This window comes from Microbulbifer maximicatervae (SeqCode) (assembly GCF_052467225.1).
Genome location: NZ_CP174303.1, coordinates 4,146,975 through 4,163,102, shown reverse-complemented (window position 1 = coordinate 4,163,102; position 16,128 = coordinate 4,146,975). Strand labels below are relative to the sequence as shown.

Genomic DNA, 16,128 nt, shown 5'->3' with positions numbered 1-16,128 from the left:
GTTCTTACCGTACGGATAGGGGCGTAAATCCAGCGATTTTCCAGTGGTTATCAGACTGGATAATTGCGATATTGGCCCGGGTCTCTTGCGGTCTTTGTTCAAAGTGTCCCCAGCTTCGGTCCTCTACTACCGCCTGCCAACTTGTAATTAACCGGAATCCTTTGTTGCCATTCAGGTTAATTTGGCTGGAGTACTCGACTTTAAGATTTGTAATAGCACTGATTGATCCCAAGCCACCACTCGTTGTTTGGGGGCGATAAATTTGTGCCAGATTTGAATAGGTACTTTCGAATCCTTCCTTGGTAATCAGGTTTTTTAGCTTTAATTCCAGATTGATCGGTAGAGGCTCTTTAAATGCGGCTGCAACTTTTAACAGTAGCTGTTCTGTTACTTGACCCAAGTCTCGTTTTTTAGCGGTTCCTGGAAGGTTTACCCGGTATTCTTCTGGAAGATTGAGGTACAAAGCGACAGCTGAGATTATTATGGCGGTATAGAGAGTAGTTGAACCCTTGCGGCCTATAAGTGAGTGTTTTGTGGATAGCGTCAATAAAATTATCGTAATAATAAGAAATGAAAATAGGATTGCCATAGGGATCGCCAGGCTGGGGGTTTCTATTGCAAGTGGATCGCTATTTGGAGGTCGGTAATCGTATAGGTAGTTGTGCCACTGAATATCAGGAAATGAGGGAATTACATGGGTGGGGAATGGGCCTGTGGGGTCCTGAATTAGGGTGGGAACGGAGTTGATCGTATCGGTGAATAGATTCCAGTCTACGGTAACACTCTGGGGCAGTGCATCGATGGAAAATTTTTCCCGGTAGCCAATCATCACTGAGCCCATTTCAATAGTGTCATTCTCTGAAATCTGTGAGTACCCGCTGTTATTTGCGCGGAGAAAAACAGTTTCAATGCTATTCGGCTGTGAGGGCGACTGATCAATAGAAGTTGGATTTTTATTATTTAGATAGCTGCGTACTGTGTGGTGCAGGAAGGCCTTACTTTCTGGTGTTAATGGTTGCCAGGCATCAAAAGGGTGATTAGTCCACTCCAGTAAGTCCTTGGTGCGCACGAGTACCTCATGGCGTATCTGGCGGGGCTCTACGTAGAGGAAAGACATTAGAGGGTAGCGATTATGCCGACTAATATCAGTGTTCTTAAAATGTGTATTCCATGGGTCTTTCCAGTCGATAATGAGTGGTTCAGGTTGGGATAGGTAGTGAAAGCCGCTGATAGGTGTTTGCCCGTGGCGACTGGTAAAGCCAATTGTCACGGATGCCAGCTCATCACTACCCATGGGTGGTTTTAGTTGCAGGTCTGAAAGTCCACCGATTGGATATTTCAGCTGAGTTAAAAGAACCTTTTTATCTGCTGGGAAATCCGGCATTTTTATGCCGGTGCGGGGATCGGTTTGCCCAGCAAAAGGGGAAATTCTAGGTTTCCTCTGGGCTACTCGAATTGAGATGACTTTGGGCTTAATGTTCTTATTTTCAGAGAGTACTTGAAAATCGAAAGATTGCTGGGTTTTTGCTGATTGGGCCAGTCGATAAATGTCTGGTGTATCTTCAATTCCTGGCCAAAATAGTTTGGCATCGCTTGCTGATATCTCGAATCTAATGTTTAGGATATTTTTTTGTATGTCGATCTCCGCAATATTGTTGGCGGTCTCAGCGCCACTTAAACTGATGAAATCAGCCTTGCTGGTTGTTGATAATGCACAGATGAATAATATCAAGGCCAGGCTGATAAGTATTTTGTTGAATGATAAATAAAATTTCGATTTGGGAGTCATGTGTTGTTTGAGCAGAGTTTATCAGTTGCACCTTATTCATTTTTGAAGGGGGATTAATTTAGTCTGGTGCTTCAAGATTAGTACCGAAGGCTGCATTGACTTCCCCGTAGATTTTCTCAATCAGCTTTTTATAAATTACTTTTCCGCCATAAATGGTAGGTATGAATACAACCTCAGTAGGGGCAGCTGGTAACTTTTCGGACTCCGCCTTTGTACTGCTGGGGTCCCAGGTCGGAAATTTCACTTGCCGGTTACTGATGACCCATTCCATTCTGAGGGCGTCGAGATCGCCAATGTGGTTGCTGAGCAAATGCTCGACATGAAAAGTTAATTTGTCGCTGTTACTCAATGCTGGCAGGAAGTAGGTGGTGGCTTGCTTTTGGCGAGGGGAGGCTATACGAGTGCCGGGCAAGTAAGCGTCCCCGATTGCCGAAGTCGTATTTTTCTTTTGTAGTTCTTGAGACCAGAGAGCATCACTGAATCCGGATGCCAGTAACAGAAGAGTAATACTGAAACGCTGCAATAGGGGTTTAGTCGGAATCATCTTCTTGTACAGAGTTTACTTATGGGTTTTATGCCTTTAGGCAGCTTAGTTGATGATTCAAGTCACAATATGAGGGTAGGTTGGTATGGCGTGGAGTTTCGTTTTGAAACTTGAATAAGTTGGTGTTGCCAGTTTTGGGGGATACGGGGATTTAATTGATGACGACTAGATGATTCGGCAGTTCATCTTTAATGGTGCTGGTGGGTATCGCTTCGTGAAGTAGATCTCCGCATTGCTCAATACATGCCAGTAATGCCTCTCCAGCTTTTCCCCGCTTGATTTGTTGCACAAAATTTTCAACTACTCTCTGCCAGTTGTCATTGGTGATGTGTTGGGCAATGCCTCTGTCGGCCAGTATTTCTACATAGTGTTCGGCTTCTGAAACAAATATCAGTAGCCCGAGTCGGTCCTTGGTTGCGTGTAAATCCTGCTCCAGAAATTGCCTGCGGGCTAAATTTGAAGCTCGCCAGAATTTTATTTTCTTTGGTACCAGGCGCATGGTGATGGGGCGCCAGCGGAATATTACTGCCAGGACAATAAATAAAATCCACTGAAGCGTCACCGCCTGTTGGAGGTTGATCCAGAACGGCAGGAATTCGATCAGAGGGGAGACTAACAGTGTTAGGAATGCGGCCCATAGAGTAGAGATATAAAGGTAGTTGTCGGCTTCCTTGGCGACCACAGCCATGACTTCAGCGTCGGTGCGGGACTCTACTTCCTTGATTGCCTCTGCTACCTGGCGTTGATAAGTATTGGTGAGCATTACCATCCTCCCGATGCGCCCCCTCCGCCAAAACCTCCGCCGCCCCCGCTAAACCCGCCCCCAGAGCTGCCGCCGGATAGACCTCCGCCAAATCCACCTCCACCATAGTAGCCGCCGTAGCGCCCCCGCTTAAAAATGCGGCTCTGTGCAGGTGAACCCAGTGCGGCACTGCCGAAGAGGTGTAGCATGACCAGCAGAAGGAACAGGCCGACCAGTACAGCAATTCGACGCCCCTCTTTGGTTTCTACGGGTTCAGCGACATATTCATTTTTCGTCGCGGCGATAATTGATCGAACCCCTGCATTGATTCCGCCGCTAAAATTGCCATTGCGAAACTCTGGCAGTACTTTGGTTTGGATAATATTTGCCGCCAGTGCATCGGTTAGGGCTCCTTCCAGGCCGTAGCCTACTTCGATACGGACCTTTCTATCATTGGGCGCAATCAGGAAAAGCACTCCATTGTCTTTGTCTTTTTTTCCTAGTTTCCACTTGCGTGCCAGTTGGTTGGCATACTCCTCTATAGTGATGCCCTGAAGCTCGGGGATGGTGGCTACAACCAGCTGATTGTCGCTGTCGCGCTCATACTGCTGTATTAACTCAGTAAGTTGGTATCTCTCATCGGCCTTTAATAACTCTCCCTGATCTACTACCCGGCCGGAAAGCGCTGGAAACTGTACATCGGCCCAGGCTGCTAAGGCACAGACCAGAGCGATCAGGATGGTTATGGCAAGACTGGGGCGGTTCATTTTGGGGTCGATGGCGCCTGTCTATTGGAAGTTGAGGAGCCTCTAAATAACTCCGTAATGCCTCTGCGGGTCTTGAAGGCTGCAGATGTTAGGCGCAGCTCGCCGCGAATGGCCGTAGCCCTTTGCAAGAGCTGCAACGCAGCAGTTGTGGCCTTCAAGGCCCGCCCTTCGGGGCTTGCAGAGCGATTCACACTCCGCGTTGCGACTTCTTGAAAGGTCTAGACATTCCTGCGAAGCCGCGCCTTGATTGTGAACCGCTCTGCATGCCAGAGGTATCATGGAGTTATTCAGAGACTCCTTAACCTCAGGTGCCTTGTCGGCATCTTCACTGGTGGCTTCGAAAGTTTCTCGAAGCGGCATATCCCTGTAGAGCACGGCATGCCAGATTCTTCCTGGAAAAGTGCGAATCTCGCGGTTGTAGCGCTCTACAGCCTGGATATAATCCCGGCGCGCGACACTGATGCGGTTTTCGGTGCCCTCTAACTGAGATTGCAGTGTGAGGAAGTTCTGGTTGGCTTTGAGGTCGGGGTATCGCTCTACCACCAACATAAGGCGCGATAGCGCGCTGGTTAACTGGCCTTGTGCTGCTTCGAACTGTTGCAGCTTGGCTGGGTCATTGAGAAGGTTGCCGTCAACCTGGAGAGAGCTGACTTTGGCCCTGGCCTCAGTGACGGCTTGTAGGGTTTCCCGTTCGTGGGATGCGTAAGCTTTTACGGTTTGCACCAGATTGGGAACCAGATCGGCACGGCGCTGGTATTGGTTTTGAACCTGGGCCCAGGTGGCTTTAACCTGCTCGTCATAGGTTGGGATATTGTTGACACCACAGCCGCTGAGGGTGGTTGCCAGCAGCAGTAGCAGTGAGCTCTGCCAAAAGGGCCAGCCGCTGGGGAGCGCAGAGGTCATGCGGAATATCCTTATTCTCACGTGAACCCATCAAGAATAGTCCGCCTGACTCCCGGCGCTGGAGAAGGCATCACCATGGAGCCAAAATGGCGTTAAAAGCAACAATATTTAAGGCCAAAGTCCAGATATCCGATATGGACAGGGATTATTACGCCGAACATCCGCTCACTTTGGCGCGACATCCCTCGGAAACAGATGAGCGTATGATGGTGCGCCTACTGGCTTTTGCACACAATGCGGCGGAAACGCTCGAGTTTACCCGGGGATTGTCCTCCGATGAGGAAGCGGATCTGTGGCAAAAGAACTTGAGCGGGGAAATCGATCTCTGGATTGAAGTGGGGCTTCCCACTGAGGAACGAATTCGCAAAGCCTGCAACCGCTCGAAGCGCGTTATCGTATACAGTTACGGGCGCCGTGCAGCACCAATCTGGTGGCAGAAACAGGCCAGCCAATTGGAGCGCTTTGATAACCTTACCGTCTACCATTTAGCCGCTGATGCCACTGAGCAATTGGCGGCTATGGCTGAGCGCAATATGGACCTGAGTGCAACCATTCAGGATGGCCATATCTGGCTGGCTGATAGTGACAACAACGCGGAGATTACTCCGGAAACCTGGAAATAGGAGCAGACAACTTAATGCCTTCTTTTGACATTGTATCTGAAGTGGATAAGCATCAACTCACCAACGCTGTGGATCAGGTGAATCGTACTATTACCAACCGCTTTGACTTTAAAGGTGTGGATGCGGAAGTGGAGATGAGTGAGTTCTCCCTGGTAGTTCGCGCTGAAGTGGACATGCAGGTAGACCAGATGGTGGATATGCTGCGCGGCGCACTGATCAAATGCGATATCGATCCACTGGCGATGGATGTAGGTGATAAAGAGCAATCCGGCAAGCAGGTCAAATTGGACGTGACCCTGAAAAATGGCCTTGACAAAGAACTGTCAAAAAAGATTGTTAAGCTGATCAAAGATGAAAAGCTCAAGGTGCAGGCTGCCATTCAGGGTGAGCAGGTGCGTGTTACTGGCAAGAAGCGCGATGACTTGCAGCAGGTGATCGCCTTGTTACGCGGTAAAGAGCTGGAACAGCCATTGCAGTTTAATAACTTCCGCGATTAATTGGTTTTGCAGTGATCAAGCGTACTCTCTTCAGTGTTCTATCCGTGCTGTTGTCGCCATTGGCGATAGCCGCAGAAATTACCCCGGCTAGGTTGCTGGCCAGCTATTGGGTTGATAGTAGTGCAGGCCTGGATATTTCCGGCTTAAGTTTCTGTTCTGGAAGTCTGCTGGCAGTCTCCGATAAGAATTCTGAAGAGATCTACACGCTTGAATTTAGCGATGGCAGTGCCGACCTGGTATCACATCTTCGCTTAAGCGGCCTTGGGATACCGGAGCAGGATGAGCCTGTCAGCGCTTGGGAAGGCTTCAAGGAGTTGTTCCGCCCGGCAGGAGATCTGGACTTTGAAGGTGTTACCTGTAGCGATGGCCAGGTCTATCTGGTCAGTGAGCATTACAACCGAATTGCCATCGTAGATATCGAGGGAAATGCACGCTGGCAGGAGCATAGCTGGTCGGCATTAGCCAGGTCCCAGGGGTTTCTAAAGAAGACCAATGCTTCCAGCGAGGGGTTGGTGAAAGCCGACGATACTTTCTGGGTGGCCATGGAGCGCGAACCCCGTGGTTTGTTGAGGCTTAATGCAGATGGCGAGGCCAGCACACTGACTCTGCCTCAAGTAGATGGCCTGGACTTTGCTGGCCGTTCAGAGGACTTGGCGGGATTGGATTACCACGACGGCGCACTCTTTACCTTGGAGCGCAACGCCCACGCCGTGTGCCGCAGGGCACTTCCTAGCCTGGAAGCCGAGTGGTGCCTGGATTATCGCGCCCTTGAAGAATCTCCCGAGCGGGTTTATGAAGAAACCCGCTATGGAAAGGGCGAGGGGCTGGCAGTCGGAGAGCAGGGTATTTTCGTTATCCTCGACAACAATAATGTCGGCCGTGCCCTGGCGCCTGACGACAAGCGCGCGCTGTTGTTGCATCTGGCAATGCCAGATGAGGCCAGTAGGCAGCAATAATTGACTCTGTCTGGCGCCGTACTTTCCGGGAGTCGGCGCTAATCCCATCCCTTTAGTTCTCTCCCGTTCAACAATTCCCTCCATTTTTAAAATATCTTCTAGTCACTAGCGCTAAAATTGTTTAGAGCAATTGGGGTAACTATGCTGTGTACCAATAGCTATTGGGACCTTACAGCTTGGTAGTGTCCGTTGGCCGCAGGGAATCTCCCGGTTCTTAAATCACTTTGGCGATAAATTGGAAGGATCGTGATTAAGCGTATTTTTTTAACTATCGTATGTGCGCTCTTATCATCTATGGGGCTGGCAGCTGAAATTATTCCCGCAAAAAAAATAGCTCATTACTGGGTGGATGATAGTGCCGGGTTAAGTATATCTGGATTGAGTTTTTGCGATGGAAAAATGGTTACGGTGTCGGATAAGCAATCCAGGGAGATCTATCAGATAGTGTTAGGAGACAGGAGTGCAACCCTGGAGCCCTATATCAAGCTGGCTGGGCTCCGGGTTCCGAAAAAAGATAGGCCGACCAATTTATGGCATTTCCTACTGGATCTTACTCGCCCAGCCGCAGCGATGGATTTTGAAGCCATCACCTGTGCCGATGATAAATTCTATTTGTTGAGTGAACGTTACAACCGCATAGCCGAAATAAATATGGAGGGAAAGGGGCATTGGTTAGAAAATATGTGGTCGGCCACGGCTAAAGCCCAAGGCTATATGCACGGGTACAATCTCTCCGGTGTAGGGCTACAGAAGGTGGGCGATGACTTTTGGATGGCTATAGAGCGGGATCCCCGTGCCCTGGTAAAACTCGGCCCCAAGGGAAGTGTACAGATTGTTACACCGCCGCCAGTAAAAGGGCTGGATTTTCGTGATGAGTCGGAAAATATGGCAGGCCTCTATTACTATGATGGGGCTTTGTGGACCCTGGAACCTAATGCCTATGCAGTTTGCCGCAGGGAATTACCCAGCTTGAAAGCTGAGTGGTGCCTGGATTACTGGGAACATGAAAACTCCTCTGAACTCGGCTACGAGGTATCGCGGACCGGTGGCAAGGGAGATGGTTTGGCTATTGGAGAGCGGGGCGTTTTTATTGTGTTTGACAATGATAATATCAGCCGTATTCACGACCCTCAGGATCGCAGAGCACTTTTCCTACATTTGGCCTTGCCTGAAAAAACGGACTAAATTACAAGAAAAATTGCCTTTATAAAAATTAAAACTCCTCAATTATTTTTTGTGGCTAGAGGGAGATAGTGTGATTAAGTTATTTTTCATTGTAATTATTCTTGCACTTATTCCCACCAAGGGAATTACTGCGGATATATTTCCCGCCAAGAGTATAGCAAGCTATTGGATAGATAACAGTTCAGGGGTGGGCCTTTCTGGTTTAACTTTTTGTGACCAGTTAATAACGATATCTCCTAAAGAATCAGAAAAAATATATAGAATCAATTTATATGATCAGGGCGCGACATTAGAAAGTCATCTGAATTTTAGTAGTTTACCTCCTCCCAGGAGAGGAGAAACCAACAACGTTTCTCACTTCGTTATGGATCTCCTTCGACCCAAGTCTGCAATGCGCTTTGGTGGGGTTTGCTGCAGAGATAATGGTACCTTTGTGTTAAGCGAGCGTTATCATCGAGTGGCACATGTTGAAGAGGGTGGTAGGTCAACCTGGTTACATGATAAGTGGTCAGCCGTGTTAAGACACATGGGTTATAACCTAAAATACAATAATGGTGGAGAGGGGATTGTAGAGGTTGGAAGCAGCTTATGGATTGCGATGGAGCGGGAGCCTAGAGGCCTATTAAAAATAGGGACTAATGGAGAGTTTCAAATTTTTTCACTGCCCTCAGTTGCTGACTTGGATTTTCGAGGACATCCTGAAAATTTAAGGGGGCTTGATTATCATGACGGCGCTCTTTTTACTCTTGAAAGCAACGCACATGCGGTATGTAGGAGAGCTCTTCCGAGCTTGCAAGCTGAATGGTGCTTGGTTTACCGTGAGATTGAAGAATCCCCAGAGCACGCCTATGAAGTGTCGCGATTGGGGGGAATGGGGTCTGGAGTTGCTGTAAATAACCAGGGGGTATTTGTGGTTTTCAATAACAATAATATTAGTCGAGCCCGTGATCCTCAGGATCGCCGCGCGCGGTTGTTACATTTGGCTTTCCCCGACGGTAAACAATAGGGACATATAGTAGGTGGTAGTTGAGAAGTTACCGGCACTGCTGGAGGAAATACGGGCTTGTCGCCTCTGTGAAGAACAGCTTCCTCTAGGGCCGAATCCAGTCTTGAGGGCTGCAGCGTCAGCACGCCTATTGATCGTCGGCCAAGCCCCGGGCACCAAGGTCCACGCTACCAGTATTCCCTGGAATGATCCCTCAGGAGATCGCCTGCGAGATTGGCTGGCGATTGACCGGGACACCTTTTACGACGAATCCCAGATTGCCATTATTCCCATGGGTTTCTGTTACCCCGGTCGCGGCAAGGGCGGTGACCTGCCGCCGCGACCCGAGTGTGCCGCCACCTGGCACCAGCGCCTAATGGCACAACTACCCAACTTGCAACTGTCGCTGTTGGTGGGACAATACGCCCAGCGTCATTACCTCCCTCACTGGTATGGCAGTATTACCGAGAATGTTCGCCATTACCGCGATGCTCTGCCAGCGGGGTACTTTCCCTTGCCGCATCCCAGCCCGCGCAATACCCTGTGGTTGCGTCGCAGGCCCTGGTTTGAGGAGGAAGTTGTGCCCGAGTTACAACACTATGTTAAAAAGATATTGAAGGTTTAAGAATGCCGGTTCCGGACAAAATAAAGATCCACCCCTCTTGGTACGATGTTTTGGGCGGGGAGTTTGACCAACCCTATATGGCCCAATTGCGTCAGTTTTTAAAGGGGGAGAAGGCTGCCGGCAAGAAGATCTACCCAGCCGGTGGCCAGATCTTTAATGCATTTAACTCCACACCTTTTGATCAGGTAAAAGTTGTTATCCTGGGGCAGGATCCATACCATGGCGTTGGCCAAGCCCATGGTCTGTGCTTTTCTGTGATGCCCGGAGTACGCATTCCCCCGTCGCTGCAAAATATTTATAAAGAGTTGCACTCCGATATGGGTATTCCTCCTGCACACCACGGTTGCCTGCAACCATGGGCAGAGCAGGGCGTGCTTTTGCTAAATGCCACCCTTACTGTTGAGGACAGCAAGGCCGGCGCCCACCAAGGGCAGGGTTGGGAGCAATTTACGGATGCGGCGATTCACAAGCTAGCGGAACAGCGTGAAGGGTTAGTCTTTGTTCTTTGGGGGAGTTATGCCCAAAAGAAGGGAGGTTTTATCGACCGCAATAAGCATTTAGTGTTGCGTGCTCCACATCCCTCTCCTCTATCTGCGCACCGGGGTTTCTTTGGAACCCGTCCTTTTTCCCAGGCAAATCACTGGTTGCAACAGCGTGGAGAAAAGCCTATTGAGTGGGCTTTGCCAGAGGCGGGTCAATTGAAGCGGATTGCTGTGGAGATTTAGTGGCTTGACCCGGATAGGTATTATCTATCCGGGTTTGTATTTATCCAGAGAGCCAAAAATTCTATTTCTGTTATCCTTCTTTTGGCTTCCGGATAAAAAATCTTTCTATTTTTTAGTGGTTATATGCGTCAACTCTCTGCTTCGGCAGTGTTTTGTGATGGGAGTCTTTAAGGCTTGAAAGCCAATCAGAGCTATTATCTATTTTGGGCTCTTTTGAAGTTATTTATCTGTCAGATAAAATATAACTTATGAAATCTAAGGTGATATTGCTATGAAAATGATGACTTGTAAGGAGTTGGGAGGTGCCTGCGATGTGGGGTTTCACGGGGATAGTTTTGAAGAGGTAGCGGAACTCAGTAAGATGCACGGAATCGAGATGTATCGTAAAAATGATGCCCAACACTTACTGGCTATGAAGAAAATGCAGGAACTGATGAAGGATCCTGAATCCATGCAGAAGTGGTACGAGTCAAAAAAAGAAGAGTTTTCAGCTCTCCCGGATTGTAAATAGAGAAAATTAGTATTTATAGGTAAAAATCATTTGAGCGTAAAACAAATGGCGCTAAAATCGTGTTGGAATTGACTGTGAATATAGGGCTTGAGTAAATCAGGAAGTATTTTCAGTTGAGTGGTGATATATTAATTGCTCAATAATCTTTTCTGTTTTGGATTAGCGGCCCTTCACAGGGTGTTTCTTTTTGGTTTCAACGGCCTTCCAAAGAGGCCGCATTAACAACCGGGCAAACGCGAAGCCGACAAAAAATAAGTTACAGATATAGGCTAAAAAATAAGGGCCAAACTCTCTTTCGAAAAATATGCCAGTAGCGTTGAGGGTGCTGACGATAACTACCGATGAAGCGATACTGAAAAGCCCATAGTAGGTAACTTTCATTACAATAGACACAAATTTGAAGTGTCTTTTTTTCCACAGATAGACAATAAAGCCTGTGGTGGCTATTCCCATCAAGGAGCTGCTTGTAGACCAAACATAGCCAGCATCGATACGGAAGTTCAAAAGTGCCAAAGAAAAGGCGGCGAGCAGTGCGCTGAATAGGCTGATATAGACAATCATGGCCAGGGACACCACATGACCCCTAGAGATACTCTCTATTCTCCTTGATTGAAATGTGGCAACCATTGCCGCAAACCCTGCCAGCACTATGGATATTTCAATAATGACAAGTAATTGATCGATTTGTACCGACAGTTTTTCCATCTTCCGCTATTGTCCCAAGCAGAAAGGTTAAATAGGAAAGCTGATAACAGTATATGAGTGAAATGGAGAGCTGGTAAGTTGTTTCCCGTCTCACAATTAGCTTTATTTTAACCCGCTTGCTATATGGTTAATAATTGTTGTTAGGTGTAGGTGTCCAATGGTTGACGCCACACTTTTAGCTGAAAATCAGCCGGACGCCGCCGTTTTCTCCTTGTCGGTTCGGCCTAGTTCATTTTCTTTAACAGCTACCCATAATGGGCGCATAAGCAGTCTTGAAAATGCATAACCGACGACAAATAGGTTGCAAACAAAGGATAAAAAATACGGTCCATACTCCCTGTTGAAAACGATCCCTAGCGTATTCATGATATTGATAATAACTACTGAGCCGGCAATGCCGAAAAGAAGGAAATAGGTAACCTTGGCAACAATTGAAACAGATTTGAGTCGTTTCTTTATCCATAGGTAGCCGATAGAAAACGACGTAGCCACACTCATGGCAAAACTGCTTACTGACCACAGGGTGCGATCAGCGAGATCAAAATTGGATAGAGTCAGGGTGAAGGCAGCCAGTAATGCGTTGATCAAACTGATATAAATAATCATCGCGAGGGATACAATTCTTCCTTTGCCAAGATTTCTGCCTTTTCTGGGTTGGAGTGTGCCAACTATTGCAGCAAAGCCTGCCAGAATAATGCAGCATTCAAGAACGACAATTAGTTGGTCTAACTCTTTCAATATTGCCTCCCTCTACTGCTTTATTTAGCTGAAATTTTGAAGCCCAGGGAAATATCCATAAATATAGTAGCGGTAGTAAGCTGCGTTTTGATTGGTGCAAACCTTTTTACTTTCCAGAGGTTTTTTCTGGTTGTTAAATCATAAACAAAAAAGGCGACTAAAAAGCCGCCTTTTTGATTAAAAGTACTTTTCCGGTTTAGGCTAGCGGATCGGCGTCTGCATCGTAGGGAAGTTCTCCGATATCCAAAGTGCGGCCATCTTTCAGGTGTAAGGTTTCACCTGCGGCCACTTTGGATATGGTGAGTACGGCGAGTAGCTGAATGCCTTCTTTGCTATGGCAGGCTTCCACCAGATTACCAATACTTTGCTTTCCATCTCCAAATATCTCCATGCCCGATTCAGGGAGATCCCCCGAAGCGCAGCTGGCCCGGTAAAGGCGACGTTTGGCAGCGCCGCGGAATTGCATCCGGGCAATTACTTCCTGGCCGGTATAGCAGCCTTTTTTAAAGCTCACGCCACCGAGCAGGTGCAGGTTGGTCATCTGCGGGATAAACATCTCTGTCGTGGCGGCGTCCACCTGAGGGATACCGGCTTCAATTTGGCGCATTTGCCAGCAGTCATAGCCGGTAGCTTCACACTCTGGTGATAGCTTTTGCCACAGTTGCTGGACCTTGCTGGTGGGTACCAGGATGGCTAGCTGCAGGTCGGTAATACATTGGGCAATGCAGCGCTCTCCTTCGAAGTCAAATAGCTTCACCTCGCCGACTGAGGGTTGCTCGAAGCCCAGCAGTTTGGAGGTGCGCTCTGCCACATCGCGCCCCTGCAGGCCTAACCAGTGGGTTTCATCACTGATGTCGTGCAGCTCTGTCTTGAAAAAGACGGCGTACTTGGCCAGCGCTTGCTGGGCGATGGGGGCCAAATCCTTGGGCAACCGGAAGATGAACTCACTTTGTGAAAGTTTCAGTGCACTAAAAGCACTGATCATACGCCCCTTAGGATTGCAGTGAGCTCCCAGGGTACTGTGTTCATCGGGAAGGTTGATCAAGTCACAGGTGAGCTGCCCCTGTAAGAACTTCTGGCTGTCGGGTCCGGTAATGGAAATAGCTCCGATTGGGCCCAGGTCCAGCAGGTGCAAACTCTGAGGGTCTTCGCGACTAGTGAGAGGGAAGTGAGCTTTGCTGCCCTCCCAAATGGCGCCCTCGTTGCTGAGAAAATCCTGCCACTGTTGCTGATCCATAATCCTGCCACCTGCATTTGTATTCGGGGCATAATTTGGGGGTCCTTCGCGCCCTTTTCAAGTTTGGTGGGGCAGGGGGTATACTGCGCTTTTTATCTGGTTGGAAAGAAGTATGGATCGCAACCGCCTGTTTTGGGCCAGTCGCCGTGGCATGTTGGAATTGGATCTGGTTTTGCTGCCGTTTCTGGATAATGTTTACGAGACCCTGGAGCCAGAGGATCAGCAGCGCTATATCCGCCTGCTTGATGAGCAGGATCAGGATCTGTTCGCCTGGTTCTTGCGTCGAGAAGACCCGGCTGACCCGGACTTGAAGCGTATAGTGCAAATCATCCGTGACAACACCGGACTCCAGGAATAGCTCGACACCCCCGCTTTATGAGCGCAGCGCCCGCTTAAGTTGCGTCGTTGCGCCTTCCTTTCTTTTGCATTTGCTCCTTTTGCTGATCACCTTCCTGGCGATCTTACTGGTCTGGTTGTGTAACCTGCCTTTAGTGTTATCAGGGCTGGCGAGCCTTTTTGTTATGGTTTACGCCGGGATAGAGTGGCGCCGGGTGAAAACTGTGAGCGGCCATTTATCGACCCGCGAGCGAAGGTGGTTTTGGCACCCTGATGGCGCAGATCGTCGCGAATTCCAGTTTGTAAATGAGCTGGTGTTGTGGTCTTGGTTGGTGGTGATAAATGGTCGAGACAGGGCTGGGCGCCGGCTCCGTTTGGTGTTGGCCAAGGATATGCTGGCGCCGCAGGATTGGCGTAGGCTACAAGTGGCACTGCGCTATTCCCGCTAGTTAGCTGGGTTGCCGTGGCGGGCCCAGTTGACTAAAAATTGGTCGGTTAAATAAATTGGCGTTGGCCGGCAAAGTTCTCTGGCACCAAAATCGTGTCCATAGCAAGTTCACGCAGTTGGGGGTAGTCGAGGGAGTAGTGCAGCCCCCGGCTCTCGCGGCGATCCAGGGCCGAACGAATAATCAATTCCGATACCAGGGAGAGATTGCGCAGTTCAACCAGGTCACTGCTGATGCGGTAATTGGCGTAGAACTCGCGAATTTCTTTCTGCAGCAATGTGACTCGGTGTTGTGCGCGCAAGAGTCGCTTGCGGGTGCGCACAATGCCTACGTAGTCCCACATGAACCGGCGCAGCTCATCCCAGTTATGGGAAATCACTACATCTTCATCGGAATCGGTGACTCGCGATGCATCCCAGTCAGGAGATGGGCGGGGCGCCTGTACCATACCCAGGTGCTCATCGATATGCAGGGCTGCTGAGCGAGCGTAAACCAGACACTCTAACAGCGAGTTACTGGCAAGGCGGTTGGCGCCGTGTAAGCCGGTAAATGTCGTTTCGCCAATGGCGTAGAGCTGGTCCAGATCTGTACGCCCATGGCGATCGACCATAATGCCGCCACAGGTATAGTGAGCTGCAGGTACCACTGGAATAGGCTCTCGGGTGATATCAATGCCATATCGAAGGCAATTGTTATAAACCGTTGGGAAGTGATCGCGTACAAACTGAGGATCTTTGTGGGAAATGTCCAGATAGAGGCAATCTGCCCCCAGCCGCTTCATTTCGTGGTCGATAGCGCGGGCGACGATATCCCGTGGCGCCAACTCTCCTCGCTTGTCGAAGCGGTCCATAAACCGGCTGCCGTCGGGAAGCTTGAGTACAGCGCCTTCACCGCGTAAAGCCTCTGTTACCAGCAGGGCTTTGGCCTTGGGATGGTAAAGGCAAGTGGGGTGAAATTGATTGAACTCCATATTGGCCACACGGCACCCGGCGCGCCAAGCCATTGCGATTCCATCGCCGCTGGCGCCGTCCGGGTTGCTGGTATAAAGGTAGGCCTTGCTGGCCCCCCCGGTGGCCAGGACGACGGCTTTAGCCTGGATCAGCTCGACCTCATCGTTGCTCTTGTTGAGTACGTAGGCGCCGGCACAGCGAAATCGGCCTTTATCTGGATCCGGCTGGCGAATTAGATCGATGGCAACGTGGTGTTCGAAACAATCGATATTGGGGCTGTTTAGCACCTTGGTGATCAGGGTGCTGTGTACCGCTTGGCCGGTGGCATCAGCGCTATGAATAATGCGCCTGTGACTGTGCCCCCCCTCTTTAGTGAGGTGGTAGCCCTGCTCCTCGCGGGTGAAGTCCACACCTTGATCGATTAACCAGCTGATCGCAGCAGTGCTCTCCTCTACGGTAAAGCGCACTGAAGCGGGGTGGCAGAGTCCTGCACCCGCGTCTAATGTGTCTGCAATATGCGACTCAACCGAATCCATCTCATCCAGCACTGCAGCGATGCCTCCCTGGGCGAACCAGGTAGAGCCATCTTGCAATCTCTGTTTGGAGAGCAGGGCCACGCGATACTGGGAGGCGAGATGCAGGGCCAGTGTAAGGCCTGCTGCACCGCTTCCAATTACGAGAACGTCGTAGTTTGCCTGGGCATTCATAGATTTCAATTATGTTTAAGGGTCGCGTAGTATAGCGCCTCCTGATTATTCGTCGATTTGACGTGGAACTTATGTCCTATTGTCATTGTCATCAACACAGTAAAAGAAACGCCTGCGCCGGTGGCCCCGCAGTCAAATTTTGTGGCGCCCGCAGTGT

19 protein-coding genes are annotated in these 16,128 nt (G+C 49.4%); 10 read left to right on the top strand and 9 right to left on the bottom strand.

The window, feature by feature from the left end; all coding sequences use genetic code 11:
* Positions 1-4: 4 nt before the first annotated feature.
* From ACJJIZ_RS17875 to ACJJIZ_RS17855, 5 genes are all read right to left on the bottom strand, one after another.
* Complete coding sequence (locus ACJJIZ_RS17875) at positions 5-1,732, bottom strand: hypothetical protein (protein ID WP_444914336.1); 1,728 nt, start codon at positions 1,730-1,732, stop codon at positions 5-7.
* 115 nt (positions 1,733-1,847) lie between these two features.
* Positions 1,848-2,333, bottom strand: coding sequence for a hypothetical protein (locus ACJJIZ_RS17870; RefSeq protein ID WP_444914335.1), 486 nt, complete (start codon positions 2,331-2,333; stop codon positions 1,848-1,850).
* A gap of 151 nt (positions 2,334-2,484) precedes the next feature.
* A complete protein-coding gene (locus ACJJIZ_RS17865; RefSeq protein ID WP_444911226.1) occupies positions 2,485-3,096 on the bottom strand; it encodes a TPM domain-containing protein in 612 nt (203 codons plus the stop codon).
* Positions 3,096-3,842: a TPM domain-containing protein gene (locus tag ACJJIZ_RS17860; protein WP_444914334.1), complete on the bottom strand. Its 747-nt coding sequence runs from the start codon at positions 3,840-3,842 to the stop codon at positions 3,096-3,098. Before ACJJIZ_RS17860 ends, ACJJIZ_RS17865 begins: the two co-directional genes overlap by 1 nt.
* A 42-nt stretch (positions 3,843-3,884) precedes the next feature.
* The gene (locus tag ACJJIZ_RS17855) at positions 3,885-4,745 is read right to left on the bottom strand and encodes a LemA family protein (protein ID WP_444914333.1); all 861 of its coding nucleotides are present in this window, start codon (positions 4,743-4,745) and stop codon (positions 3,885-3,887) included.
* 86 nt (positions 4,746-4,831) lie between these two features.
* Between ACJJIZ_RS17855 and ACJJIZ_RS17850 the strand changes: the two genes are divergently transcribed.
* From ACJJIZ_RS17850 to ACJJIZ_RS17815, 8 genes are all read left to right on the top strand, one after another.
* A complete protein-coding gene (locus tag ACJJIZ_RS17850) occupies positions 4,832-5,368 on the top strand; it encodes a YaeQ family protein (protein WP_282931942.1) in 537 nt (178 codons plus the stop codon).
* Positions 5,369-5,382: 14 nt separating this feature from the next.
* Complete coding sequence (locus ACJJIZ_RS17845) at positions 5,383-5,865, top strand: YajQ family cyclic di-GMP-binding protein (RefSeq protein ID WP_108733959.1); 483 nt, start codon at positions 5,383-5,385, stop codon at positions 5,863-5,865.
* A gap of 11 nt (positions 5,866-5,876) precedes the next feature.
* Positions 5,877-6,821, top strand: a complete 945-nt coding sequence (locus ACJJIZ_RS17840; RefSeq protein ID WP_444914332.1) for an esterase-like activity of phytase family protein — start codon at positions 5,877-5,879, stop codon at positions 6,819-6,821.
* Positions 6,822-7,067: 246 nt separating this feature from the next.
* A complete protein-coding gene (locus tag ACJJIZ_RS17835; RefSeq protein ID WP_444914331.1) occupies positions 7,068-8,006 on the top strand; it encodes a hypothetical protein in 939 nt (312 codons plus the stop codon).
* A 70-nt stretch (positions 8,007-8,076) separates the two neighbouring features.
* Complete coding sequence (locus tag ACJJIZ_RS17830; protein ID WP_444914330.1) at positions 8,077-9,012, top strand: hypothetical protein; 936 nt, start codon at positions 8,077-8,079, stop codon at positions 9,010-9,012.
* A gap of 13 nt (positions 9,013-9,025) precedes the next feature.
* Positions 9,026-9,616 (top strand): uracil-DNA glycosylase family protein, encoded by a 591-nt coding sequence (locus ACJJIZ_RS17825; protein WP_444914329.1) that lies wholly within the window; start codon positions 9,026-9,028, stop codon positions 9,614-9,616.
* A gap of 2 nt (positions 9,617-9,618) precedes the next feature.
* Positions 9,619-10,341 carry a uracil-DNA glycosylase gene (gene ung / locus ACJJIZ_RS17820; protein WP_282931947.1) on the top strand — a complete coding sequence of 241 codons (723 nt, stop codon included), beginning with the start codon at positions 9,619-9,621 and terminating at the stop codon, positions 10,339-10,341.
* A 271-nt stretch (positions 10,342-10,612) separates the two neighbouring features.
* Positions 10,613-10,852, top strand: a complete 240-nt coding sequence (locus ACJJIZ_RS17815; protein ID WP_444914328.1) for a DUF1059 domain-containing protein — start codon at positions 10,613-10,615, stop codon at positions 10,850-10,852.
* Between the two features lie 159 nt (positions 10,853-11,011).
* Here ACJJIZ_RS17815 and ACJJIZ_RS17810 read toward each other — a convergent pair whose 3' ends face one another.
* The 3 genes from ACJJIZ_RS17810 to ygfZ form a co-directional block, all read right to left on the bottom strand.
* The gene (locus ACJJIZ_RS17810) at positions 11,012-11,557 is read right to left on the bottom strand and encodes a hypothetical protein (protein WP_282931949.1); all 546 of its coding nucleotides are present in this window, start codon (positions 11,555-11,557) and stop codon (positions 11,012-11,014) included.
* A gap of 186 nt (positions 11,558-11,743) precedes the next feature.
* Complete coding sequence (locus ACJJIZ_RS17805; protein WP_444914327.1) at positions 11,744-12,295, bottom strand: hypothetical protein; 552 nt, start codon at positions 12,293-12,295, stop codon at positions 11,744-11,746.
* Between the two features lie 196 nt (positions 12,296-12,491).
* The gene (ygfZ, locus tag ACJJIZ_RS17800) at positions 12,492-13,532 is read right to left on the bottom strand and encodes a CAF17-like 4Fe-4S cluster assembly/insertion protein YgfZ (protein ID WP_444914326.1); all 1,041 of its coding nucleotides are present in this window, start codon (positions 13,530-13,532) and stop codon (positions 12,492-12,494) included.
* Between the two features lie 112 nt (positions 13,533-13,644).
* Here ygfZ and ACJJIZ_RS17795 point away from each other — a divergent pair, with 112 nt between their 5' ends.
* Together ACJJIZ_RS17795 and ACJJIZ_RS17790 are read left to right on the top strand one after the other, a co-directional pair.
* On the top strand, positions 13,645-13,890 hold the full coding sequence (locus tag ACJJIZ_RS17795; RefSeq protein ID WP_282931952.1) for an FAD assembly factor SdhE: 246 nt from the start codon (positions 13,645-13,647) through the stop codon (positions 13,888-13,890).
* Complete coding sequence (locus ACJJIZ_RS17790) at positions 13,865-14,317, top strand: protein YgfX (RefSeq protein WP_413662754.1); 453 nt, start codon at positions 13,865-13,867, stop codon at positions 14,315-14,317. The genes ACJJIZ_RS17795 and ACJJIZ_RS17790 overlap by 26 nt, the downstream gene beginning before the upstream one ends.
* Before the next feature lie 46 nt (positions 14,318-14,363).
* Here ACJJIZ_RS17790 and nadB read toward each other — a convergent pair whose 3' ends face one another.
* Complete coding sequence (gene nadB, locus ACJJIZ_RS17785) at positions 14,364-15,971, bottom strand: L-aspartate oxidase (protein WP_413662753.1); 1,608 nt, start codon at positions 15,969-15,971, stop codon at positions 14,364-14,366.
* Positions 15,972-16,128: the final 157 nt, after the last annotated feature.

Bases quoted from the DNA above. Each gene is read 5' to 3' on its own strand.
- ACJJIZ_RS17815 (WP_444914328.1), top strand. From the start codon at position 10,613: ATGAAAATGATGACTTGTAAGGAGTTGGGAGGTGCCTGCGATGTGGGG.
- nadB (WP_413662753.1), bottom strand. From the start codon at position 15,971: ATGAATGCCCAGGCAAACTACGACGTTCTCGTAATTGGAAGCGGTGCA.
- ACJJIZ_RS17810 (WP_282931949.1), bottom strand. From the start codon at position 11,557: ATGGAAAAACTGTCGGTACAAATCGATCAATTACTTGTCATTATTGAA.
- ygfZ (WP_444914326.1), bottom strand. From the start codon at position 13,532: ATGGATCAGCAACAGTGGCAGGATTTTCTCAGCAACGAGGGCGCCATT.
- ung (WP_282931947.1), top strand. From the start codon at position 9,619: ATGCCGGTTCCGGACAAAATAAAGATCCACCCCTCTTGGTACGATGTT.
- ACJJIZ_RS17795 (WP_282931952.1), top strand. From the start codon at position 13,645: ATGGATCGCAACCGCCTGTTTTGGGCCAGTCGCCGTGGCATGTTGGAA.
- ACJJIZ_RS17855 (WP_444914333.1), bottom strand. From the start codon at position 4,745: ATGACCTCTGCGCTCCCCAGCGGCTGGCCCTTTTGGCAGAGCTCACTG.
- ACJJIZ_RS17845 (WP_108733959.1), top strand. From the start codon at position 5,383: ATGCCTTCTTTTGACATTGTATCTGAAGTGGATAAGCATCAACTCACC.
- ACJJIZ_RS17865 (WP_444911226.1), bottom strand. From the start codon at position 3,096: ATGCTCACCAATACTTATCAACGCCAGGTAGCAGAGGCAATCAAGGAA.
- ACJJIZ_RS17860 (WP_444914334.1), bottom strand. From the start codon at position 3,842: ATGAACCGCCCCAGTCTTGCCATAACCATCCTGATCGCTCTGGTCTGT.
- ACJJIZ_RS17850 (WP_282931942.1), top strand. From the start codon at position 4,832: ATGGCGTTAAAAGCAACAATATTTAAGGCCAAAGTCCAGATATCCGAT.
- ACJJIZ_RS17870 (WP_444914335.1), bottom strand. From the start codon at position 2,333: ATGATTCCGACTAAACCCCTATTGCAGCGTTTCAGTATTACTCTTCTG.